General features: G+C 73.8%; 19 protein-coding genes. 10 read left to right on the top strand and 9 right to left on the bottom strand.

Going from position 1 to position 22,814, the window contains the following annotated elements:
- Positions 1-4 precede the first annotated feature (4 nt).
- The 4 genes from ABD296_RS30780 to ABD296_RS30765 are packed head-to-tail and all read left to right on the top strand — an operon-like array spanning position 5 to position 3,352.
- Complete coding sequence (locus ABD296_RS30780) at positions 5-766, top strand: phosphonate ABC transporter ATP-binding protein (protein ID WP_344275006.1); 762 nt, start codon at positions 5-7, stop codon at positions 764-766.
- Complete coding sequence (phnE, locus tag ABD296_RS30775) at positions 763-1,596, top strand: phosphonate ABC transporter, permease protein PhnE (RefSeq protein ID WP_344275003.1); 834 nt, start codon at positions 763-765, stop codon at positions 1,594-1,596. Before ABD296_RS30780 ends, phnE begins: the two co-directional genes overlap by 4 nt.
- Positions 1,593-2,663 carry an alcohol dehydrogenase catalytic domain-containing protein gene (locus ABD296_RS30770; protein ID WP_344275000.1) on the top strand — a complete coding sequence of 357 codons (1,071 nt, stop codon included), beginning with the start codon at positions 1,593-1,595 and terminating at the stop codon, positions 2,661-2,663. Before phnE ends, ABD296_RS30770 begins: the two co-directional genes overlap by 4 nt.
- 38 nt (positions 2,664-2,701) lie before the next feature.
- Complete coding sequence (locus ABD296_RS30765) at positions 2,702-3,352, top strand: DsbA family oxidoreductase (RefSeq protein ID WP_344274997.1); 651 nt, start codon at positions 2,702-2,704, stop codon at positions 3,350-3,352.
- Here ABD296_RS30765 and ABD296_RS30760 read toward each other — a convergent pair.
- The 7 genes from ABD296_RS30760 to ABD296_RS30730 form a co-directional block, all read right to left on the bottom strand.
- The gene (locus tag ABD296_RS30760; RefSeq protein ID WP_344274994.1) at positions 3,349-4,560 is read right to left on the bottom strand and encodes a sensor histidine kinase; all 1,212 of its coding nucleotides are present in this window, start codon (positions 4,558-4,560) and stop codon (positions 3,349-3,351) included. The two genes, ABD296_RS30765 and ABD296_RS30760, sit on opposite strands and share 4 nt — an antisense overlap.
- A gap of 44 nt (positions 4,561-4,604) precedes the next feature.
- Positions 4,605-5,273 (bottom strand): response regulator transcription factor, encoded by a 669-nt coding sequence (locus ABD296_RS30755; protein ID WP_344274990.1) that lies wholly within the window; start codon positions 5,271-5,273, stop codon positions 4,605-4,607.
- Positions 5,274-5,343: 70 nt separating this feature from the next.
- Positions 5,344-6,744, bottom strand: coding sequence for an aldehyde dehydrogenase family protein (locus ABD296_RS30750; RefSeq protein WP_344274987.1), 1,401 nt, complete (start codon positions 6,742-6,744; stop codon positions 5,344-5,346).
- Positions 6,741-7,790, bottom strand: a complete 1,050-nt coding sequence (locus ABD296_RS30745; RefSeq protein WP_344274985.1) for a DUF6282 family protein — start codon at positions 7,788-7,790, stop codon at positions 6,741-6,743. Before ABD296_RS30745 ends, ABD296_RS30750 begins: the two co-directional genes overlap by 4 nt.
- A gap of 5 nt (positions 7,791-7,795) precedes the next feature.
- A complete protein-coding gene (locus ABD296_RS30740) occupies positions 7,796-9,151 on the bottom strand; it encodes a cytochrome P450 (protein ID WP_344274980.1) in 1,356 nt (451 codons plus the stop codon).
- Positions 9,145-10,224, bottom strand: a complete 1,080-nt coding sequence (locus ABD296_RS30735) for an alpha-hydroxy acid oxidase (protein WP_344274977.1) — start codon at positions 10,222-10,224, stop codon at positions 9,145-9,147. The genes ABD296_RS30740 and ABD296_RS30735 overlap by 7 nt, the downstream gene beginning before the upstream one ends.
- Position 10,225: 1 nt before the next feature.
- Positions 10,226-11,776 (bottom strand): NAD(P)-binding domain-containing protein, encoded by a 1,551-nt coding sequence (locus tag ABD296_RS30730; RefSeq protein ID WP_344274974.1) that lies wholly within the window; start codon positions 11,774-11,776, stop codon positions 10,226-10,228.
- A 214-nt stretch (positions 11,777-11,990) separates the two neighbouring features.
- Here ABD296_RS30730 and ABD296_RS30725 point away from each other — a divergent pair, with 214 nt between their 5' ends.
- The 6 genes from ABD296_RS30725 to nhaA all read left to right on the top strand — a co-directional run bounded on the left by ABD296_RS30725 (position 11,991) and on the right by nhaA (position 20,081).
- On the top strand, positions 11,991-13,139 hold the full coding sequence (locus tag ABD296_RS30725) for an NDMA-dependent alcohol dehydrogenase (protein ID WP_344274971.1): 1,149 nt from the start codon (positions 11,991-11,993) through the stop codon (positions 13,137-13,139).
- 219 nt (positions 13,140-13,358) lie between these two features.
- The gene (locus ABD296_RS30720) at positions 13,359-15,086 is read left to right on the top strand and encodes an alkaline phosphatase family protein (RefSeq protein WP_344274969.1); all 1,728 of its coding nucleotides are present in this window, start codon (positions 13,359-13,361) and stop codon (positions 15,084-15,086) included.
- A gap of 32 nt (positions 15,087-15,118) precedes the next feature.
- A complete protein-coding gene (locus ABD296_RS30715) occupies positions 15,119-16,741 on the top strand; it encodes an ArnT family glycosyltransferase (RefSeq protein ID WP_344274966.1) in 1,623 nt (540 codons plus the stop codon).
- A gap of 69 nt (positions 16,742-16,810) precedes the next feature.
- Positions 16,811-17,440 (top strand): CBS domain-containing protein, encoded by a 630-nt coding sequence (locus ABD296_RS30710; RefSeq protein WP_344274963.1) that lies wholly within the window; start codon positions 16,811-16,813, stop codon positions 17,438-17,440.
- Positions 17,441-17,467: 27 nt separating this feature from the next.
- Entirely contained in the window at positions 17,468-18,061 is a 594-nt protein-coding gene (locus ABD296_RS30705) for an Rv1733c family protein (RefSeq protein WP_344274960.1), read from the top strand.
- A gap of 124 nt (positions 18,062-18,185) precedes the next feature.
- On the top strand, positions 18,186-20,081 hold the full coding sequence (nhaA, locus tag ABD296_RS30700; protein WP_344274958.1) for a Na+/H+ antiporter NhaA: 1,896 nt from the start codon (positions 18,186-18,188) through the stop codon (positions 20,079-20,081).
- Between the two features lie 78 nt (positions 20,082-20,159).
- Here nhaA and ABD296_RS30695 read toward each other — a convergent pair whose 3' ends face one another.
- Together ABD296_RS30695 and ABD296_RS30690 are read right to left on the bottom strand one after the other, a co-directional pair.
- On the bottom strand, positions 20,160-21,359 hold the full coding sequence (locus tag ABD296_RS30695) for a YncE family protein (RefSeq protein WP_344274955.1): 1,200 nt from the start codon (positions 21,357-21,359) through the stop codon (positions 20,160-20,162).
- A 28-nt stretch (positions 21,360-21,387) separates the two neighbouring features.
- Positions 21,388-22,814: alkaline phosphatase family protein (locus tag ABD296_RS30690; protein ID WP_344274951.1), on the bottom strand; the 1,427-nt coding region annotated here is incomplete at its 5' end.

Genomic DNA, 22,814 nt, shown 5'->3' with positions numbered 1-22,814 from the left:
CGCGATGACCGCCAACGCGCTCACGGTCCGCGGCCTGCGCAAGTCCTTCGGCGGCCGCACGGTGCTGTCCGGTTTCGACCTCGACGTGGCCCCGGGGGAGGTGGTGGCGCTCCTCGGGGCCAACGGGTCGGGCAAGTCGACGGCGCTGAAGTGCGTGGTCGGCCTCGTCCGCCCGGACGGCGGACGGGCCGGCGTGTTCGGCGACGACCTGCTCGACGGGTCCCGCGCGGCCGACCGGGCCCGCACCCGCGTCGCCATGGTGTTCCAGCAGATCCACCTGGTGCGGCGGCGCTCGGCGCTGGACAACGTCTGCGCCGGCGCGCTCGGCCGGCTGCCGCTGCGCCGCTCATGGGCGCCCGTCGCGTTCCCCCGCGAACTGCGCGAGGAGGCGATGGCGTGCCTGGACCGGGTCAGCCTGGCCGACCGGGCGCACGAGCGGGTCGCCGCGCTGTCGGGCGGCCAGCAGCAGCGGGTCGCGCTAGCCCGCGCCCTGTGCCAGCGCGCGGAGGTGCTGCTCGCGGACGAGCCGGTCTCGGCGCTGGACCCGTCGGCCGCCGAGAACGTCATGACCGTGATGACCGAGCTGGCCCGGGCGGAGTCGATCGCGGTCGCGGCGGTGCTGCACCAGCCGGACCTGGCCCGCCGGCACGCCGACCGGCTGGTCGGCCTGCGCGGCGGGCGGATCGCCTTCGCCGGGCCCGCCGGCGAGGTGTCCCAGGACCAGGTGTCCTCTCTCTATGTCGCGGACGAGGAGGTCCATCCGTGAGTGTTCTCGCCACCGAGCGCCCGCCCAAGCGGTCGCCGGTCCCCCGCAGGCGGCGCAGCACGCGCACGCTGGTGACCGGCGGCGCGGTCATCGCGGTGCTCGTCACGTTGCACGTCGCCGCGTGGATCGGCACCGACATGGACCTCGGCCTGCTGGCCGACGGCTGGCACGGCATGGTCCGGTTCGTGTCCGAGGCGGTCCCGCCGGACCTCGCCTGGGACCCGGTCGTCAAGGACGGCCTGCACGCCTGCCTGGTGACGCTGTGGATCGGGCTGCTCGGGACCACGCTGTCGATCCCGTTCACGATCGTGCTGTGCGCGCTCGGCTCGCGCGCCGTCAACGGCAACGCCGCCGTCTACCAGGCCGCGCGGGGCGTCATGTCGTTCCTGCGCGCCGTCCCGGACGTGGTGTTCGCGCTGATCTTCGTCACGGCGGTCGGGCTCGGCCCGTTCGCCGGCGTGCTCGCGCTGGTCTGCAACAACACCGGCGTGATGGGCAAGCTGTGGTCGGAGGCGATGGAGGAGGTCGACGACGGCCCGGCGCAGGCGCTGCGGATCGCCGGGGCGAGCCGCACCCAGCTGGTCGCGCACGCGGTGCTGCCGGCGTGCGTGCCGCAGCTGGTCGGGCTGGTGCTGTACCGGCTGGACGTCAACGTGCGGGCGTCGCTGGTGCTCGGACTGGTCGGCGCCGGGGGCATCGGCTTCCTCATCAACCAGTCGATCCAGGAGTTCCGGTTCGACCAGATGCTCACCTACATCCTGATGGTGCTGGTCCTGGTCGTGGTGGTGGACGTGCTCAGCTCGTTCGTCCGACGCAGGCTCGCGCCGTGACCGCCGATGCGGTCGCGATGGTCTGGCCCGGTGTGGGCGGACGCCACCGGCCGGTGACGGTGCGCCCTGAGGAACTCGTGCCGAGCGAGGCGCTGGTCGAGGTGGAGCTCGCGACGATCTGCGGCTCGGACCTGCACACCGTCTCCGGGCGCCGGCCGGGTCCGGCGCCCGGGGTGCTCGGGCACGAGATCGTCGGACGGGTCGTCCGCCTCGGGGACTCGCCTCCGCGCGACGTCCGCGGCCGGGCGGTCGCCGTCGGGGACCGGGTCGCGGTCGGCATCTACGCGGCGTGTGGGGAGTGCGGGCGCTGCCGCCGGGATCTGCCGCAGAAGTGCGAGCGGCTGTTCAAGTACGGTCACGCGCCGCTGGCGGAGGCCGGGCCGCTGTCGGGCGGCTACGCCACTCATGTGCGCGTCCGCGCCGACACTCCCCTGGCCGTGGTGCCGCCGGACCTGCCCGCCGCGCTGGCGGCGCCGCTCGGTTGCGCGACCGCGACGGCGGTCGCGGCCGTCTCCGCCGGGGGCGCCGAGGTGCGCGGCCGGAACGTCACGGTGTGCGGCGCGGGCCTGCTCGGCCTGCTGGCGACCGCGATGCTCGCCGACCGGGGCGCCGCCGTCACGGTCGTCGATCCCGATGCCGGACGCCGCGCGACCGCCAAGCTGATGGGCGCCGCGAACACCGTCGGCCTCACCGCGGAGCCGCCGCCCGCCGACGTCTACATCGAACTGTCCGGCGCGCCCGCCGCCGCACGGGACGCCGTCGCCCGCACTGCCACGGGCGGCACCATCGTCCTCGCCGGGACCGTCTCGCCCGGCGCGCCACTGGACTGGGAGGCGCAGGACCTGGTGCGCGGCCTGCTCACCGTGCGGGGCGTGCACAACTACGCTCCCGCCCACCTAGCCGAAGCCGCCGCCTGGTCCGAGTCCGCCGCCGCCCGGCTGCCGGTGGACGCGCTGCTCGGCGCCGTCCATCCGCTGGACGGCCTGGACGCCGCGCTCCAGGAGGCCGCCCGGTCCGGCTCGATCCGCGTAGGGGTCGCCCCCAGGGAAATCGATCAGGGCCGCTGAGCGTTGCACACGGTCAGCCGTCCTGAGAAAGGTGTCCCATGCGTGTCGAGATCTGGTCCGACGTCATCTGCCCCTGGTGCTACATCGGCAAGCGCCAGTTCGAGCGGGCGCTCGACGGCTTCGCGCACCGCGACCGGGTCGAGGTCGCCTACCGGGCGTTCCAGCTCGACCCGTCCTATCCGAGCGGCAAGACCGAGGACGTGGCGGACATGCTGGCCGGCAAGTACGGCATGACGCGCGACCAGGCCGTCGAGATGAACCGGCAGATGGAAGAGCGCGCGGCCGGGGTCGGGCTGGAGTACCACCTCGACGGCGGGCAGGTGGGGAACACCGCCGACGCGCACCGGCTCGTCCGCCTCGCGGGCGAGCAAGGCGGGCAGGGGGTCCAGGATGCCGTCGTGGAGGCCCTCTACAAGGCGCACTTCACCGACGGGCGCTCGATCTTCGACCGCGACTCACTGGTGAGCGTCGCCGCCGAGGCCGGACTCGACCCGGAGGCGGCCCGCGCCACCTTGGCGTCTAGTGAGTTCACCGACGAGGTGGACGCCGACCAGCGCGAGGCCCAGCGGCTCGGTGCGACCGGCGTCCCCTTCTTCGTCGTCGACCGCCGCTACGGCGTGTCCGGCGCTCAGCCCGCCGAGGCGTTCACGCAGGTCCTCGACCGCGCCTGGGCCGACGCCCGCTCCTAGGCGCGGGCCCAGCGGGCCGGGACGGCGCCCGCGCGGCGGCGCCGCGCGGGCGGGGACGCGGCGGGCAGGCGGACGGTGAAGGTCGCACCGGCCCCCGGACGTCCGGTCGCCTCGATCGTGCCGCCGTGGCTCTCCACGACCTCGCGGACGAGGGAGAGCCCCAGCCCGAAGCGGCGGCCGCTGCCGTGCGCGCCCCGGGCGAAGCGTTCGAAGATCCGTTCGGCGTCGGCCGGGTCGAAGCCGGTCCCGTCGTCGCGCACGGTGAGTTCGACCCGGTCGCCGTCGCGCGCCACCGCCACCTCGACGCGGCCTCCGGGGGGCGTGTACCCGATGGCGTTGTCGAGCAGCGCGCACACGACGCGGCGCAGCGCCGTCTCGATCCCGTCCACGACGCAGGGCGCACCGGCGCCCGCGACCTCCAGGGCGATGTCCCGCGTCCGCGCGCGGACGGACTCGGCGGCGGCCACCGAGGCGACGACGCCGGCGAGGTCCACGGCGCTGCCCTCGACCGCGTGGGGACGCAGCCGGGCCGACAGCAGCAGGTCCTCGATCACCTCGCCGAACTGCCGGGTGTCGGAGACGATCGCGCCGAGCTCGTCGCCCAGCGCGCCCGCGTCGGTGCGCCTCGCCAGCAGCTGCGCCCGGACGTGCAGGCGCGTCAGCGGGGTGCGCAGCTCGTGGCTGGCGTCGGCGACGAACCGGCGCTGCCGGTCGAGCGCCTCGGCGAGCGGGGAGATCGCCCGCCGCGCGAGCAGCCGGCCGGTGATGAGCGCGGCGAGCAGCCCGCCGATCTCGGCGACGCCCAGCGCCTTGTAGAGGCGGTGCCGCTCCTGGATCTGGTAGCGCCGGTCGAGGGCCGCCTGCACGACGACCGGGCCGTGGTGCTCGGTGCGCACCAGGTAGCTGATGCCGTCGATGCGGTGTTCGCGCACGAGCGTGCCGCGAGCGCGCAGATCGGCCTGGACGGGGAGCTCGGCCGGCGCGTTCGGCGTCCGGCGGACCCGGCCGTCGCCGATGGAGAACATCCACACGCAGGGAGGCGCGTTCTCGACGGCGTTCGCGGCGATCACGTGCCGCAGGTCGCGCTCGGCGTCGCTGCGCTGCCCGGCGCTCATCGCCAGGTAGACCAGCGCGCCGACGAGCGCGATCACGACGGTCGCCGCCGCCGCGAGTTGCAGGGTGAGGACCCATCCGACCCTCGAGAGCACGCGCGCGTCCGGTCCTTGCACGGGGCCTCCTCCGCCGCCCGGCCTCACAGCTCGCCCGCCCGGTAGCCGAGGCCGCGGACGGTGCGGACGGTGCCGCGGCCGAGCTTGCGCCGCAGGTAGTGGACATAGGTGTCGACGATCGATTCCGAGGTGGTGTCCTCGAAGACCCGCGCGCGCAGCTCGGCGCGGCTGAACACCATGCCGGGCCGCCCGGCGAGGACGCGCAGCAGCTCGAACTCGCGGGCGGACAGCTCGTGCTCGGTGCCGTCCGCCAGCCGCGCCCGGTGCTGGACGAGGTCGATCTCCCCGGCGCCCAGCGGCAGCGTCCGCTCCCGGTCGGCGTGCCGGCGGCGCAGCGCCCGGATCCGCGCCAGCAGCTCGTCGACGTCGAACGGCTTGACCAGGTAGTCCTCGGCGCCGGAGTCGAGCCCGGCGACCCGGTCGGCGACCGTGCCGAGCGCGGTCAGCACGAGCACCGGGGTGGCGACGCCCTTGCCGCGGACCCGGCGGAGGACGTCCAGGCCGTCCAGGCCGGGCAGTATCCGGTCGACGACCAGGACGTCATAGGCGCGGGCGAGCGCCAGGTGCAGCCCGCGGTGCCCGTCGGGGGCCACCTCGACGCGGTAGCCCTCGCCGGTGAACAGCTCGTCCAGCATTCCCGCGATCTCGGCGTCGTCCTCGATGAGGAGGATCCGGGGCGGATGCGTGCGCACCCCTCCAGGATTCCACGGGCTTGATCTTGACGGCAGGTGCCCGCTCGACGCCGTCGCCGCATGGAACGTGTCAAGGCGCGGGGACGTGGAGGACGAACGGTTCGCAGTGCGCCCGGACGCCCCACGGTCCGCCGGAGACGCCGAGCCCGCTGTGCTTGGTGCCGCCGAACGGTTCGGCCAGGGACATCCGCATGTGCCCGTTCACCCAGGCGGTTCCGCACTCCAGCCGTCCGGCGATCTCGGCGGCGCGGCCGGCGTCGGTGCCCCAGACCGAGCCGCACAGGCCGTACGGGGTCGCGTTGGCGAGGGCGACCGCCTCCTCGACGTCGCGATAGGGGACGAGAGGGAGCGCAGGGCCGAACTGCTCCTCCTCGACGATCCGCATGCCGGCTTCGGCGCCGGCCAGCACGGTCGGGGCGAAGAAGAAACCGGGGCCGTCGAGGGGGCCGCCACCGGCGGCGGCGCGGGCGCCGCCAGCCAGCGCCTCGGCGACGAGGCCCGACACGCGCTCGTACTGCGGGCGGTTGGCGATGGGGCCGATCTGCGTGGCCGGGTCCATGCCGTCGCCGACGACGGCCTTCGCGGCGCGTTCCGCGAGCGCCTCGGCCAGATCGTCGTGGAGGGCGGCGGGGGCGTAGACGCGTTTCACCGCCATGCAGATCTGGCCGCAGTTGGCGAAGGCGCTCCAGAACAGCGCGTCGGCGACGGCGTCCACGTCGGCGTCGTCGAGGACGATCGCCGCGTCGTTGCCGCCGAGTTCCAGCGTGAGGCGCTTGAGGTCGGGCGCCGCCGCGGCGGCCACGTGCTTCCCGGTCGCGACCGACCCGGTGAAGTTGATCTTCCGGATGCCGGGGTGGGCGGCCAGCCGCTCCCCCAGCGGGTCGGCGCCCGAGACGACGTTGAGCACGCCGGGCGGGAGCACGTCCGCCAGGACGCGTCCCATCGCGAGCGTCGCCAGCGGCGTATACGGCGACGGTTTCAGCACGACGGTGCATCCGGCCGCCAGCGCGGGCGCCACCTTCGCCGCGCCCAGTTGCAGCGGGAAGTTCCACGGCGCGATCGCGGCAACCGGACCGACCGGGCGCCAATGCACGTGGACGCGCTCGCCGTCGGCGCCCTCCATCACGTCCGGGGCGATCTCCAGCTCCGCGAGGTGCTGGAAGCGGGCGGCGGCCCGCGCCACCTCCGCCTCGGCCTCCCGCAGCGGCTTGCCCTGCTCGGCGGTCAGGACGGGCGCCAGCTCGCCCGCCGCCTCGCGCAGCGCGGCGGCCGCGGCGGCCAGCCGTTCGCGGCGCGCAGCGGCGTCGGCGCGCCAGCCCGGCCACGCCTCGCCCGCGGCCAGCACCGCCGCGTCGAGGGCGGTCTCGTCGCAGTCGGGCGCGCGGGCGAACTCCTCCCCCGTCGCCGGGTTCACGACTCCGATCGTCCGGCCGGAACCGACGGGCTCGCCGCCGATGAGCATCTCGGTCATGCGTCCGCCTTCAGCAGCCGGGACGGGTTGACGGAACTGATCTCGTGCACCTGCTCCTCGCTCAGCCCGAACGCGCACATGTGGGCGCGCAGCAGGCGGAGGGCCTCGACGGTGTTGGGGAACAGCGGTTCGCCGGCGTCGCTGGACAGCGTCACGTGCCGGGTGCCGAGTGCCTGGATCGCCGCGCACATCCGCGCCGGGTCGACGCCGAGCAGCGGGGAGATCTCGTCGTAGGTGAAGTTCATGGTGATCCCCGCCGACGCCAGCTCGCGCATCTGGTCGAGGGACAGGTCGATGAACGGGCTGAACGGATGGTCGATCACCGCCTTGGTGATGCCGAGGCTCCGGACCTCGTCCGCCATCGCGTAGATCTCCTCGTGCGTGGCGTGCGCGAACGAGACCATGACGTCGTGGTCGGCGGCGATGCGGAACACCTCCTTGTACTCCGGCTTCAGCGAGCCCTGCTCGTCGAGCGTGTACGCGCCTGCGCGCAGGGCGTCCGGCCACGGCAGCGGGTCGCTCCACTGGCGGGAGTCCTCGCCCCACCAAACGGGCAGCCCGCCGACCTTGTGCAGCGTGTTGGCGCTGCGGAAGACCGGCATCCACACGGCGGACGCGCCGTCCTCGATCGCGCGGCGGGCCGCCTCCGGCAGCGGCATGCCGCGGGTGTCGGTGGCGATCCACCCGGACCAGAGCCGCACCGGCTCGACGCCGGTGTCCTCGCACCACCGTTCGAGGTCGCGCCGGACCGCCCGGACCACCTCGGCGGGGCCGGGCGCCTCGGGCCGGTTCATGCCCACGACGCTCTTGAACAGCAGCCCCTTCATCCCGCTGGCCGACGCCAGCTTCGCGATCGCCAGGGCGTCCTGCTGCCCTTCGTGGGCGTGGCAGTGGATGTCGACCGCGTTCTCGACACCGAACACGGCCGGCGGGACGAGCGCCTGCCCGCGATAGCCCATCCGGGCGCGGTAGGAGGCGAGGAAACGGTCGTGCGGAGCGCCGTTCGGGCGGCGCAGCCGCGCTTCGGCGAGCAGTTCGTCGTCCAACCCGATCAGCCTTTCTCTCCCGCGGTCCGCAGGTTCTCGAAGTGGGCGGCGGCGAGGCGCTGCCGCCGGGCGTCCAGCACCATGTACGTGCCGTAGACGAGCTGGACGAGGCTGCGCCACACGTCCTCCCACCGGTCGCGCAGCCGCAGCAGCGCCAGCCGGGCCCCCGCGCGGAGGGCCGGCGCCGGGGCGCCGCGCGGGGCGAGCAGGCACGGCCCCCGGTTCGGGAGGGAGCGGGTGTGCGCGGCGGACGACGACAGCGCGAAGCGGCGGAGCGTCTCCCGCGTCACCGCCCGCATGGCGGCGGGCGCGACGCCCCGGGCCGGGCAGGGCCGGTTCGCGGTGACGCCGAACGGGATGTGGTTCGCGCCGCGCGCCGGCACGCGTTCCCACCGGCCGGGGTCGAAGCGGTCGGCGTCCTCGAACCCGGTGCCGTGGAACTCGGGGTAGTTGAAGCAGAGCACGGACCCTGCGGGCAGCGTGGTCCGCTCGTCAACGGGTATGTCGGCCGAGGTGATGCGGTGCGCGATGCCGAACAGCGGATAGCGGCGCATGCTCTCCTCGATGACGCGGTCCAGGTAGGCGTCGTCGGCGGGATCGTCCGCGAGGCGGCGCTGCACGTCCGGATGCTGGGCGATCGCCATCAGCAGGTGCGCCATCGCCTCCGACATCTGCACCACCGCCGTGTTGAAGAACGCCCCTTGCAGGTAGAAGACCTGCTCGTCCTTCGACAGCCGCTCCGGCAGCGGGAACCGGACGTCGCCGAGACGGTCCCGGAGGTAGTCGGTCAGCCGGCCGCGGCGGTCCATGTGCCGCAGCCCGCAGCACTTCAGGGCGGTGATGACGTCGTCGGCGTTCGCGACGATCAGAGCGCGGGCGTGCGCCGGGCACCGCTCGCCGAAGACCAACTCGTAGGAGAACTCCGCCCAGATCGGCATCATCAGGTCGCGGAGGCGGACGAGCCCGGGCCCGGTCCCGTCCAGCACGCGGGCGGCGCAGCGCTCCGCGAGCGCCGCCGTCTCGCCCTTCGGCCGGGCCAGGATCCGGCGGGTGGCGCGGGCGACCTCGTCGTAGCGCTCCCCCGGTTCGAGATGCTCCTGATGGACGTGCGGGCCCGGCGCCAGCCAGTACCAGAACAGGTCCGACAGCGGCGCGCCCTCGCTGCGCCCGTCCGCCGCCGGATGGGAGTAGACCTCCCGGAACCGGTCGGCGCCGACCAGGTCGCCCGGGATCGGGACGCCCTCCTCCCCGTTGACCCGCGCGAAGATGCGCACCCGCAGGGCGACCACCGTGCGGGGCAGCCAGTACGGCAGGCTCGCGAGAACGGCGATCGCCGCCACGGCGACCGTCGCGATCAACATGCCCCCTCCTGGACGAGGTCGGGGCCCGTCTCCTGCGGGGCGGCGCAGCCGCAGAGCACGAGCGCGTTCTCCAGCTCCCGCCGCAGCAGCCCGAGGACCTCCGTCACCCCGTCCTCGCCGCCGGCGGCCAGGCCCCACAGCGCCGGGCGGCCGATCGCGACCGCGTCCGCGCCCAGCGCGAGCGCTTTGATCACGTCGGTCCCGCGCCGCACGCCCCCGTCGAGCAGCACCGGGACCCGTCCGGCGACGGCCTCCGCCACCGGCGCGAGCCGGGTGATCGAGGCGGGCACCGTGTCCAGTTGCCGGCCGCCGTGGTTGGACACGATGACCGCGTCCGCGCCCCGCTCGACGGCCAGCCGCGCGTCGTCGGGACGCAGTACGCCCTTGACCACGATCGGCAGGTCCGTGACGCCGCGCAGCCGGTCGAGGTCGTCCCAGGAGATCCCCGGCGACAGCACGACCTGCCGGACGTGGCCGGTCCGCGCCGGGTCGCCGGGCTCGCGCAGGTTCTCGCAGCGCACGCCGGGCGGCAGGTCGTGGAAGCCGTTGCGGTCGCCGCGCTCGTTGCGGCCGAGGGCGGGCGAGTCGGCGGTCACCACCAGCGCGCGGCACCCGGCCGCCTCCGCGCGCCGGACGACCGCCTCGGTGAAGGCCGGGTCCGGCTGCGGGTAGAGCTGGAACCACAGCGCCGGGTCGGGCGCCGCCTTGCGCGCCTCGGCCGCCACCTCCTCGATCGCGACCGTGGAGAGCATCGCCGCGATCATGATGACGCCGGCCTTCGCGGCGGCCCGCGCGGTCGCCCGCTCGGCGTCCGGATGGGCGAGCCGGTGGAACGCGGTGGGCGCGAGCATGACGGGCATCGACGCCTCGTCGCCGAGGACGGTGACGCCGAGCCGCGGCGTTCCGGCGCCGCGCAGCACGCGCGGGAGAAGGGCGAGGCGGGCGAACGCGGCCTCGTTGGCGCGCACGGTCACCTCGTCCTGCGCGCCGGACGCGAAGTAGTCGTAGTGGACCGGATCGAGCCGTTCGCGCGCGAGGTCTTCGAACTCGCGGACGTTCACCGGAGCGCCCACGTCAGGCCCCCGCCGGGGTCAGCGCGGACGCGGCGAAGGCGCGGAGCGGCTCGCGGAACTCCTTCTCGCCCGACCAGTCGTTGCAGATGTCCTCGGGCAGAAGCAGCCTGCCTGCGAGCTCCCCGTCCCGGTAGTAGCGGATCACCGGGTGCAGGTAGCGGTCCTCCTTGGACGGGTCCGCCTCCCAGGCGCGCCCCGCCTCGATGTCGAACGGGTCGATGTCGGCGTGCCCGGCGCCGTACTCCAGGCTGACGGTGAACCAGGCGCGCTCGTCCTCGCCCTCCATGTGCGCGGCGACGTGGTCGAGCGGCAGCTCCTCCAGATAGCGGGCGCGGCCGTCGCCGACCGCGACGACGTCGCAGAGGAAGCCGTACTGCTGCCACAGCGCCGAGGTCCGGTTGATCCGGTCCAGCACGGCGCCGGCGATGGCGCCGGGCTCGGCCGGGATCTCGCGCTCGGGCCAGTCCACGCCTTCGTACCTGCGCTCCAGCATCCGGTGCAGCGCGCGGACGCCGTAGCGGAACCCGTGCAGGAACGCGCTGGTGAACTTCTTGAAGTCGCGGGACTGCGTGATCGTCCCGGCGAAGAACAGGTCCGGCACGTCGACCGACTCCCACTGCGTGGTGAGCGCCGGAAACCGGTCGTTGATCACGAGCCGCGGCCGGCACGTCTCGTCGAAGATCGAGGCGTCCATGCGGAAGCCGGTGCAGTTGATGACCCGGTCGTACTCCAGCGTCACGACCTTGTCGCGCCGGGCGTAGGCGATCCGCGCCCGGTAGGCGCCGCCGGCGCGGTCGATGCGCTCGACGCGGCCGTCCAGGACCATGTTCTGCGTCTTGAGCTGGTAGGTGTCCAGGAAGTTGTTGTTCACCGCGCGCAGGTGGCCGATGAAGTGCGTCCGCCACGCGAACCTGACCTCGCTCGGACCGATGACGTGGATGACGGCGGCCCGCTCGACCAGCGCGTCCGCGGTCTCGAACGCCGAGTTGCCCTTGCCCAGGATGAGGACCCGCTGGTCGGTGAAGTCGTCGGGATCGACCGAGACGTCGGAGTAATGCTCGACGCCCTCGATCCCCGGGATCGCGGGGACGTTCTGCTTCCCGAACCCGGTCGCGACGATGACGCGCCTGGCCTGGTGCACGTCACCGTGCTGGTCGGTCACCTTGAAGTGCCCGTCCTTGGCGACGTTGACGACCCGGGTGTCGTAGCGGACGTCCAGCTTCAGCGTCGTCGCGTAGTCCGCCAGGTAGCGGACGTAGTCGTCGGCGTGCGGGAAGTAGGCGTCGGTGTACTTCGACAGCACCAGGTCCGGAACGTCGCTGAGCATCGAGTTCCAGTCCATCCGCAGGTTCAGCTCGGGATCGTCCCAGCCGGTGTGCGGCTTGTTGATGGAGATCATCCTGCGGTGCCGGGGGAACGTCCGGTAGAAGGTCCCCGGGCCGGGCCCGCTCTCCAGGATGGTGTGGTCACGGCCCGCGCGCCGCAGCAGATGACCGAGCTGCAGGCCCGCCGGACCCGCGCCGATAACGAGGTAGTCCCGGATTCCGTCCACCGTGCCGCCTCCGTCGACTCGCCGATCGAACGCCGCAGACGGTAGGACGGTGATCTCAGAAGGTTCTAAGAAAGCGCGGACCTGGACGCCTGTCCAGCGGCGCGACCGGAACCCCGTCCGGAACATGAAACATAATCCGATTCGGATGTCGACAGGCGGGGTGGAAAACGTCTATTTTTGACGAATCTTCAGCCCGAACCAGCGAGGGGGCCCTGTGCAGACTCGAGCGGCGATCCTGTGGGACAAGAACACCGAGTGGAGCGTCGAGGACATCGAACTCGACGACCCCAAGGCCGGTGAGGTCAAGGTCAAGCTCGCGGCCTCCGGCCTGTGCCACTCCGACGAGCACATGGTCACCGGCGACATGGTGATCGACAAGGAGATCGCCGACCTGATGGGCTGGAAGCAGTTCCCGGTCATCGGCGGGCACGAGGGCGCCGGCGAGATCGTGGAGGTCGGCGCCGGGGTCACCTCGGTGAAGGAGGGCGACCACGTCGTCCTGTCGTTCATCCCGGCGTGCGGCCGCTGCCCCTCCTGCGCGCAGGGCCGCCAGCACATCTGCGACCTCGGCGCCTTCCTGCTGTCGGGCCGGCAGATCAGCGACATGACGTCGCGGCACCACTCCAAGAACGGCGAGGACCTCGGCACCATGTGCTGCACGGGGACGTTCGAGCCGTACACGGTGGTGAACGAGTCGTCCGTCATCAAGATCGACGACTGGATCCCCCTCGACAAGGCCGCGCTGGTCGGCTGCGGCGTCACCACCGGCTGGGGCTCGGCGGTCAACGCCGCAGGCGTGCAGGCCGGCGACACCGTCGTGGTGATCGGGATCGGCGGCATCGGGATGAACGCGGTGCAGGGCGCGGCGATGGCCGGCGCCCGGCACGTCATCGCGGTCGACCCGGTCGAGTGGAAGCGGGAGAAGGCCGTCTCCGTCTTCGGCGCCACCCACGGCGCCGCCTCCATCGAGGAGGCGCAGGCGATGGTCGCCGAGATGACCTGGGGCGCCAACGCCGACAAGGTCATCCTGACCGTGGGGACCGCCACCGGCGACCTCATCGGCCCGATGATGGGCATGGTCACCAAGGGCGGCCGCGGCGTCGTCACGGCGGTCGCGCCGGTCATGCAGGAGGACGTCAAGCTCAACCTGTTCGACCTCGCCATGCAGCGCAAGGAGCTGGTCGGCTGCATCTTCGGCAACGCCAACCCGCGCCGCGACGTCACGCGCCTCCTGCGCCTCTACGAGGAGGGCAAGCTCAAGCTGGACGAGCTGATCACCAACACCTACAGCCTGGACGAGGTCAACCAGGGCTACCAGGACATGCGGGACGGCAAGAACATCCGCGGCCTGATCAAGTACTGATCACGGCCGGCGCGGCCGCGCCGGCCGGACCTGGAGAGGCCGCCTCGGGGACGCACCCGGGGCGGCCTTCGCACGCGCCGGCGCGTCCCCGGCGCCGCTCTCCGACCTGAACCGATCCAGGCCCCGGGCCGTACAACCGGATGTGGCCGCCGCGCCCGGGATCGAAGCCGGGCTTCGGACGGCCACGTGCAGTCACGGGCCAGGCTGGGGAGAACCGAGATGTCGGTGTTTCATGCGTTCCGTTCGGCGAGCGCGGACCGCGAGGACGAGGCCGGGCGGGAACCCGGCGACCCGCCCGCGCGGGGCCGGCTGCGGCGCGTCGCGGCATGGACGGCGACCACGCTGGCCTGCCTGCTGGTGCTGTTCGCCCTGGACGCACCGGACCGGTTCGACCGGCTGACGCCCGGGCAGTTCGTCCGGATCCCGGTCGAGGCGCTCCTCACCGTGGCGCTGGTCCTCGTGCTGCCGGAGCGGGCCCGGCGGTGGGTCGCGGCACCGCTCGGCGCCCTCCTCGGTGTGGTGGTCATCTTCAAGGTGATGGACATCGGCTTCGACGCCGTCCTGGTCCGCCCGTTCAACCCGGTGTTCGACTGGAGCTTCCTGCGGCCCGGGTTCGAGTTCGTCGACACCTCCGTCGGACGGCCGGCCGCGATCGGCCTGACCGCGCTCATCGTGCTCCTGGTGATCGCGGTGCCGGTGCTGATGGCGCTGTCGGTGCTGCGGCTGACCCGGCTGGCCGCCCGGCATCGCACCGCGACGGGCAGGACGGTCGCGGTCCTCGGGACGGCGTGGGTCGCGTGCGGCGCGCTGGGCGTGCAGGTCGTCCCCGGCGTCCCGCTGGCGTCGGGAAGCGCCGCGGAACTCGCCTACGACCACGCGCGGCAGGTCGGGTCGAGCCTCAACGACCGCAAGGTGTTCGCCAAGCAGGCCGCCGTCGACGCCTTCCAGCACACGCCCCCGAGCCAGATGCTGACCGGCCTGCGCGGCAAGGACGTCGTGCTGGCGTTCGTGGAGAGCTACGGACGCTCGGCGGTCGAGCACCCGGAGTACGCGCCGCAGGTGGACGCGGTGCTGGACGCGGGCAGCCGGCGGCTCAAGGCGGCCGGGTTCGGCGCCCGCAGCGGCTACCTCACCTCCTCGACCGCGGGCGGCGGGAGCTGGCTGGCGCACTCGACGCTGCTGTCCGGGCTGTGGATCGACAACCAGCAGCGGTACCGGACGCTGACGTCGAGCAGCCGCTTCACGCTCACCCGGGCGTTCGGCGAGGCGGGCTGGCGGACGCTCACCGTCCAGCCCGCGATCACCCGGTCGTGGCCGGAGGCGTCGTTCTACGGCTATAACAAGGTCTACGACGACCGGAACCTCGGCTACAAGGGCCCCCGGTTCAGTTACGCGACCATGCCGGACCAGTACACGCTGAACACGCTGCAGCGCGACGAGCTGAGCGCGCCGAAGCGGGCGCCGGTGATGGCGGAGCTGGCGCTGGTGTCCAGCCACGCGCCGTGGGCGTCCATCCCGAGCCTGGTCGACTGGAGGACGGTGGGCGACGGGTCGGTGTTCGCGGGGATGGGCAAGGGCGAGAACGCGGCCTGGCCGTCGTCCGGCCGGATCCGCGGGGAGTACCGCAAGTCCATCGAGTACACGCTGAACACGCTGGTGTCCTACATGCTGACCTACGGGACGAAGAACACGGTGCTGGTCTTCCTCGGCGACCACCAGCCCGCGCCGACGATCGCCGGGCAGCACGCGAGCCGGGACGTCCCGGTCACCATCGTGGCCCGCGATCCGGCCGTGCTGGACCGGATCTCCGGCTGGGGCTGGCAGGACGGCCTGCGGCCGGCGCGGACCTCGCCCGTCTGGCCGATGAGCACGTTCCGCGACCGCTTCCTGACCGCCTTCGGCTCGACGCCCTCCGCCTCTTCCGCGCCGGCGGCGTCGCACAGGTGACCTCGGGCCCCCGATGGTGGGACCTTGGGGTGATGAGGTCGCTGGCGGTGGCGCTCGCCGTGGTCGCGCTGCTCGCCGCGATGGCGGCGGCGATGGTCACGACGGCGGTGCGGCAGACGCCGACCATCGACGAGCCGGTGTACGCCGGCGCGTCGCTGGTGTACCTGCGGGAGCACGACCTGCGCGACAACCCGGAGCACCCGCCGCTCGGCAAGCTGGTCATCGGGGTCGGGCCGGAGCTGGCAGGCGTCCGCCTGGACCGGTCCTACACCGGGCCGCAGGAGGCGATCGGGCGGCACCTGCTGTACGAGTCGGGCAACGCCCCTGACCGGGTGATGCTCGCGGCCAGGCTGCCCATGATCGTGCTGACGCTGCTGTTCGGGCTGGTCGTCTTCGCCTTCGCGCGCGACCTGGCCGGCGCGGCCGGCGGGCTGACGGCGCTGGGCCTGTACGCGTTCTCGCCCGACGTCATCGCGCACGGATCGCTGGCCACGCTGGACGTGCCGGCGGCCGGGTTCGTCCTGACGTCGGTGTGGCTGCTGTGGCGGGCGCGGAACCGGCTGTGGCCGTACCTGCCGCTCGCGGGGGCGGCGCTGGGCGCGGCGCTCGCCACCAAGATGAGCACCCTCGCGGCCGTTCCGGTGCTGCTGGCGCTCGCGGCCGTCCCGGCGTGGTCCGCGTACCGCCGGGGCGAGGACAAGTCGGTCCGGAAGGCGATCCTGCGCGGTGCCACCGCGGCGGCCGGGGTCGCGGTGATCGCGGTCGCGGTGGTGTGGGCGAGCTACCTCGCCGTCGATCCGCGGCTGCGGTGGACGACCCCGCCAGGCGTCCCGTCCATCGGCGGGCTCCGCGGGCTCGCCGCGGACGCGCTGCCCTTCCCGCGCCCGTACCGGGACGGGCTGCGCATCCAGTTCGGGTTCGAGGACGCGACGTGGACCGGCTTCCTGTTCGGCCACCAGTACCAGGGGTCGCTCTGGTACTACCTGCCGGCCGCGCTCCTGGTGAAGACGCCGCTGGGGATGCTGGCGCTCTGGCTCGCAGGCGCGGCGGCCATGGTGTCGGTGCGGCGGCTTCGTCCGGCGGCGCCGTACGTGCTCGTGCCCGCGGCGGTGCTGCTGGCCGCCGCGATGGCCGGATCCCGCGACCTCGGCGTCCGGTATGCCATCTTCGTCCCGATCCTGCTGGCGGTCGCGGCGGGCTGCGCGGTCGCGGTCCGGTGGCGGTGGACGCCCGTGGCGGCGGCCGGGCTGGTCCTGTTCGTCGCGGTCAGCTCGGTCCGGACGTTCCCGTACTACCTGCCGTACTCGAACGAGGCGTTCGGCGGGCCGTCCAAGACCCACCTGCGGCTGCACGACTCCAACGCCGACTGGGGGCAGGACCTCGGCCGCCTCGCCGGCCGCCTGCGCGACCGGTACGCCGGGGAGCCGGTCTGGCTGGCCTACAAGGGCAGCGGCGTCCCGTCGAGCTACGGGATCGCCGCCTCCGACCCGCTCGCCGTCCCGCCGGACCGGGTCCGCGGCATCCTCGCGGTGTCGGACAGCTGGATCGCCAAGGCCGATCCCCGCATACTCGCCCTCATCAGGACGAGCGAGCCGATCGACGAGGTCGGCCACACCATCACCATCTACCGGCGGCCGGCGCCCGCGGCGCGGTAGCCCGTGCGGCGCATGCGCGGTCCGGTGCGGGAGATGTAGACAGGACGACACGTCGAAGGGGAGGACGCCATGCTGGTCCGAGAGGCGATGACCTCACCGGTCGTGACGATCCCGCGGACGGCCACGGTCCGCCAGGCCGCCCGCGTCCTGCACGAGCACGAGATCACGGCGCTGCCCGTCCTGGACGAGAACGGTCGGCTGGCGGGGATCGTCAGCGAGATGGACCTGCTGCGCGGCGCGTTCGAGGCCGACCCGCGGGCGTTCTCGCGACCCCTCGCCACCTCCGCCGGGCCGCCCCCGCGGTCCGTGGAGGAGGTCATGACGCGGGAGGTGGAGACCGCCCGCCCGGGCACCGACGTCGCCGCGCTCGCCGAGACGATGATGCGGACGCGACACAAGAGCGTCCCGGTGCTGGACGGGGCCGTGCTCGTCGGCATCGTCAGCCGCCGCGACCTGATCGCGCTGCTGGCCCGCGGCGACGCGCGGATCAGGGACGACGTGCTGGCCGCGATCACCGAGTACGGTCCCGGCGGGCACGCCTGGGAGGTGTCGGTGAGCGACGGGGTGGTGGTGCTGACCGGGCCGGCCGACGAGGCGGCGCAGCGCGTCGCCGACGTGCTGGCCCGCACCGTGGCCGGCGTCACCCGCGTCTCCGTGCGCACCCCGGAGCCCGGCGGAGCCCGCGGCGGACCGGGCTGAGATCATGGGTCCCATCGGGAGGGAGCCATGACCAGCGTTCGTCCGCGCCGCGTCGCGGCGGCCCTGCGGCGGCTGCGCCGCCGGTTCGGGTTCGACGGCAACCCGCTGCGCCGGGACGTCGACCGCCGGCAGCGGGCCGTCGGGATGGGGGCCGCCGCCGCTTTCGCGATCGCGGCGCCACCCGCCTGCGCGAGCGCGGCGTCGCTGTCCTACGGGGCCGGGGTGCACGCCGAGCACGCGGAGTCGGCCGCGCACCACCGGATCACCGCCCGGGTCACGGGCATCGAGGAGCAGAGCGGCGAGCAGCGGTACTCCTACGCCCGGCTCGCCTGGACCACTCCCGACGGCCAGGCGCACACGGCCGTGGTCCCCGCGGGGAGGAAGACCACGCCGGGGACGGCGCGGCGGATCTGGGTGGACGACCGCGGCGAGAAGACCCCGCGCCCGCAGGACCGCGCGGACACCGTGGCGGGCGCGGTCTTCGCCGGTGCGGGCGCCGCCGGCGCCGCCGCGCTGCCGCCGCTGGCGGTCTACCTGATGGTCCGGCGGCGCTGCGACCGCGGCCGGGAGGAGATGTGGGACGCGGCGTGGGCCCGGCTGGACCGCCCGCACATCGGCTGACCCGCGCCGCGGCGCGCCGGGCGGCGCCGGTTCCGGGTCTGCGATCATGGGGTATGCGCTGGTCGGGGCCGGTCGACCGACCGCGGCCCGCAGTGCCGCCGGATGATCGGGTGACGATGCTGCGATGACGGAGAACCGCGAGGGACCGCCCGCCGGACCGCTGTCGGACCGGACGGCGTGGGCCCGCAACCTGCAGACGCCGCTGCGGGAGTTCATGCGCACCGAGACCGGCGGCGCGGTCGTCCTGCTGGCCGCGACGATCGGGGCGCTGGTGTGGGCGAACGCCTCCGGCTCGTCCTACGACGCGTTCTGGGGGACGGAGGCGTCGCTGCGCGCCGGCCGCCACGCCCTGGCGATGGACCTGCGGGAGTGGATCAACAGCGGGCTGATGACGCTGTTCTTCTTCGTCGTCGGGCTGGAGGCGCGCCGCGAGTTCGACATGGGCGAGCTGCGCGAGCGCCGCCGGCTCGCGCTGCCGCTCGCCGCCGGGATCGGCGGCATGGTGGTCCCGGTGGCGATCTACCTGGCGGTGAACGCGGGCGGGCCGTCCCTGCACGGGTGGGGCACCGCGATGTCGACCGACACCGCGTTCGCGCTCGGGGTCCTCACCCTCGTCGGCAAGCGGTTCCCCGGCCGGCTGCACGCCTACCTGCTCACCGTCACCGTGGTCGACGACCTGGTCGCGCTGCTGGTGATCGCGACCGTGTACAGCGAGGACGTCAGGGTGGGCCCGCTGCTGACCGCCGTCGGCGTGCTGGCCGTCACGTTGGCGGTCCGCGCGGCGGGCGTCGCCCATCTCCCGGTCTACGCGGTCCTCGGCGTCGGCGCCTGGCTGGCGCTGAACGCCTCGGGCGTCGAACCGGTCGTCGTCGGGCTGGCCATGGGGCTGCTGACGTACGCGTACCCGGCCGCGCGCACCGATCTGGAGCGCGCCAGCGAGGTCTTCCGGCTGTTCCGCGAGCAGCCGACCCCGGAGCTGGCCCGGTCGGCGCGGACCGGTGTCGCCGCCGCGATCTCCCCGAACGAGCGGCTCCAGCAGCTGTACCACCCGTGGACGAGCTACGTGATCGTCCCGCTGTTCGCGCTCGCCAACGCGGGGATCCCGATCAGCGCCGGGTTCCTGCGGCACGCGTTCACCTCGCCGGTGACGCTGGGCATCGTGGCCGGCTACGTGGTCGGCAAGCCGATCGGCATCCTCGGGCTGTCGTGGCTGGTGTCGGCGGTGAGCCGGGGCCGGCTGAAGCCGCCGGTCGGCTGGGCGGCGGTCGGGGGCGGCGGCGCCATCGCCGGGATCGGCTTCACCGCCGCCCTGCTGATCGCGACGCTGGCGTTCACCGGCGACCGGCTCGCCGAGGCCAAGGTCGGCATCCTGTCGGCGGCGCTGCTGGCGTCCGTGGTGACCTGGCTGGTGGTCCGCGTGACGGCGCTGCTGCCGGCCCGGCCGCGGGTGGTCGCGCTGCTCGGCACCGCGCAGAGCGTGATCGACCTGGCCGCGCCGGTCGACCCGGCGCGCGACCACGTCCGCGGCCCGGACCGTGCGCCGGTCACCGTGGTCGAGTACGGCGACTTCGAGTGCCCGTACTGCGGGCAGGCCGAGCCGGTGATCCGCGAGCTGCTGGCCGGGCAGGGCGACGTCCGGTACGTGTGGCGGCACCTGCCGCTCAACGACGTCCACCCGCAGGCGCAGCTCGCGGCGCAGGCCGCCGAGGCCGCCGCCGCGCAGGGCGCGTTCTGGGAGATGCACGACCTGCTGTTCGCCCACCAGGACGCGCTGCAGCCCAAGGACCTCGTCCGGTACGCCGGCGACCTCGGGCTGGACGTGGCCCGGTTCCGCGACGACCTGCGCCGCGGCGCCGGAGCCGGCCGGGTCGCCGAGGACGTCGACTCCGCCGACCTCAGCGGCGTGTCCGGCACCCCCACGTTCTTCGTCAACGGCCGCCGCCACCAGGGCGCCTACGACCTGGAGAGCCTGCGGCACGCCGTCCACATCGCCCGCAAGCGCGCCGCCATCGGCGCCTAGCCCCGCCGTCGAGTTGCGGCGAGTCGTCGTTATGGGAGCGCTCCAGACGACGACTCGCCGCAAATGAACGCGTGTTCGTCACGGGTTGCGGACGAAGGCGATGTCGAGGGGGCTCGCGCCGAGGGTCTCGCTCCGCGAACCGCCGCGGATCGTCGTGGTGACCCTGTCGTCGCCGGTGTCGATCACCGAGACGGTGCCGGTCATGTTGTTGCCCGCCCAGACCTCCGAGCCGTCCGGCGCGGCTTCGACGGAAGCGGGCAGCCGGCCCACCGGCACGTCCCCGAGGTGCTTGCGGCCCGTGGCGTCGTAGACGCCGACCGAGTCGGAGTTCATGTCGGCGACGTAGACCTTCCGGCCGTCGGGGGTGGCGGCGACGGCCCACGGTTCGGCGCCCGCCTTCACCTTGCGCGTGACCGTGCGATGCGCGGCGTCCACCACGTACAGCAGGTTCGCGTCCGGCTGCGTCGCGTACACGCGGGAGCCGTCCGGGCCGACGGCGACGCCCTGCGCGTCCGGGATGCCGGGGACCGTGCCGGTGGCCGTCCCCTTCGCGGTGTCGATGACGACGAGGCCGCGCGCCGTCGTCACGTAGGCGTGCTCGCCGTCGGGCGCGAACGCCAGCCGGCGCGGCGCCGCGCCGACGTCGATGCGGCGGGTCACGGTGTCGGTGCCGGTGTCGATGACCGCGACCGTGCTGGACCCGCCGTCACCGGTGTCGCCACCGGTGACGGCCGCGTAAGCCTGCGACCCGTCCGGTGAGACGGCGACGTCCTGCGGGAAGGCGCCGACCACGATCGGGGTGGTCCGCAGCGTGGCCGCGTCCACCGCCATCACCTGGTACTGGCCGGTGACGGCGACGTACACCTTCCGGGCGTCCGGGGTGACGGCGACGCCTTCGGCGGTGTCGGCGCGGATGGCGGTCGAGGTGACGGTGTGGGTCGCGACGTCCACCCGGGCGACCCGGCCGCTCCCGGCCAGCGCGACGTACGCGGTATAGCCGCTCTCCTTCAGCTGGCTGCGCCCCCACGGCGACGGCGCGGGCGGCACCTGCGGGACCGACGGCCGCGCGGGCACCGCGGGCGGGGACACCGGCTGCGGCGCCGGCGGGACGAACGGCGCCCAGGACGGCGCGCCCGGCTGGACGCCCTGCTCGTCGGACGGGCCGGTGCCCGGGTCCGGCCCGGCCAGCGCGGACGCCGCGACGGGCAGCGCGATCAGCGCGGCCCCGGCGGCGGTTCCGGCGGCGGTCAGGCTCAGTCCTCGCAGTCCTCGCACCATCTCGGTCTCCTGTCGCTGTCGGTGCGGTTCAGCGCCGCGGCCGCGGCCGCGGGCCGTGCTCCTGGACGGGCGGGGTCTGCTCGGCGCCGGGCAGCGCGGGCGCGGGGAGGGACGTGACGCCGGTGACCGCGTCGGCGAGGGGCCCTTTGGTGCCGGGCAGTTTCGGGAACGCGCCCTGCCCGCCGGAGGGGCCGAAGTCGAACGCCGAGGTCAGGTCGCCGAAGGCGGCGCGGCGCCAGTCGCTGATGTTCGGGATCTCCACGCCGGTGACCCGTTCCAGGAAGCGCAGCGGGGAGGTGTGGTCGAACGGCTCGCTCGCGATCCAGCCGCCGCGCGTCCACGGCGACACGATGACGCACGGCACCCGGAACCCGGCGCCGATCGGCACGCCGTCGACGAACTCGCCGTCGGTGCCGGGCGGCGGGACCGGCGGCGGGACGTGGTCGAACAGCCCGTCGTTCTCGTCGTAGTTCAGGATGAAGACGGTCTTGGCCCACACGTCCGGGTTGGACGCGATCGCGTCGATCTTGGACGCGACGTAGTCGGCGCCCGCCGCCGGGGTGTAGTCGGGGTGCTCGGACTGGTAGCTGGTCGGGATGATCCACGACACCGTCGGCAGCCGGTCGTGCGCCGCGTCGTACTCGAACTGGCCCGCCGAGTACGTCCGCATCCCGTTCCTGTAGAGCGGGGAGCCCGCCGGCGCGTCCTGGTAGGCGGCGAACGGCTCCAGGATGTTGCAGCCGTAGTTGTCGGCCTCCTGGTACACCTTCCAGCTCACACCCGCGTCGGTCAGCGCCTCCGGGTAGGTGTCCCAGGTGTAGGGCTCCGGGTCGACGTTGCCGGTGATCGGGCCGCCGTCGTCGCCGTCCGGGTCGATGGTCGCGCTCATCAGGTACAGCCGGTTCGGCCACGTCGGGCCGAGGACGGAGCAGTGGTAGCGGTCGCAGACGGTGAACTGCTCGGCCAGCGCGTAGTGGAACGGGATGTCCTCGCGCGTGTAGTAGCCCATGACATACGGGGCGTTGTCCCCGTCGGCGGCGCGGTGCGCGGGCAGCCAGCCGTCCATCCTCCCGTTGTTCCAGGCCGCGTGCTGGACGCTCCACGCGTGGCTGGTGGACGGGATGGCCTGCGCGCTGCTCCTGGTGGTGTCGAGGTGGAAGGGCAGCACGTAGCCGGCCTCGTTGACGTCGTCGGGCTGGTAGAACACCGACCGCCCGGTGCTCAGCGTGATCGCGTTCGGGTCGGAGAAGCCGGCGACCCCGGGGAGCGTGCCGAAGTAGTGGTCGAAGCTGCGGTTCTCCTGCATGAGGATCACCACGTGCTCGACGTCCTTGAGGCTCCCCCGGCGGCGCGGCGCCTCGGCGGCCAGCGCGCGGCGCACGTTCGGCGGCAGGAACTCGGCGGCGAACGCCGCGGCGGCCATGGCATCCGCCGCCGCCAGCACCCGCCGCTCAC

Origin of the sequence: Actinomadura napierensis (assembly GCF_039529375.1) — a bacterium.
In the GTDB taxonomy this organism is placed as follows: Bacteria; Actinomycetota; Actinomycetes; order Streptosporangiales; family Streptosporangiaceae; genus Spirillospora; species Spirillospora napierensis.
Note: the sequence above shows the minus strand (reverse complement) of the source record. Positions and strands in the feature narration are given on the sequence as shown.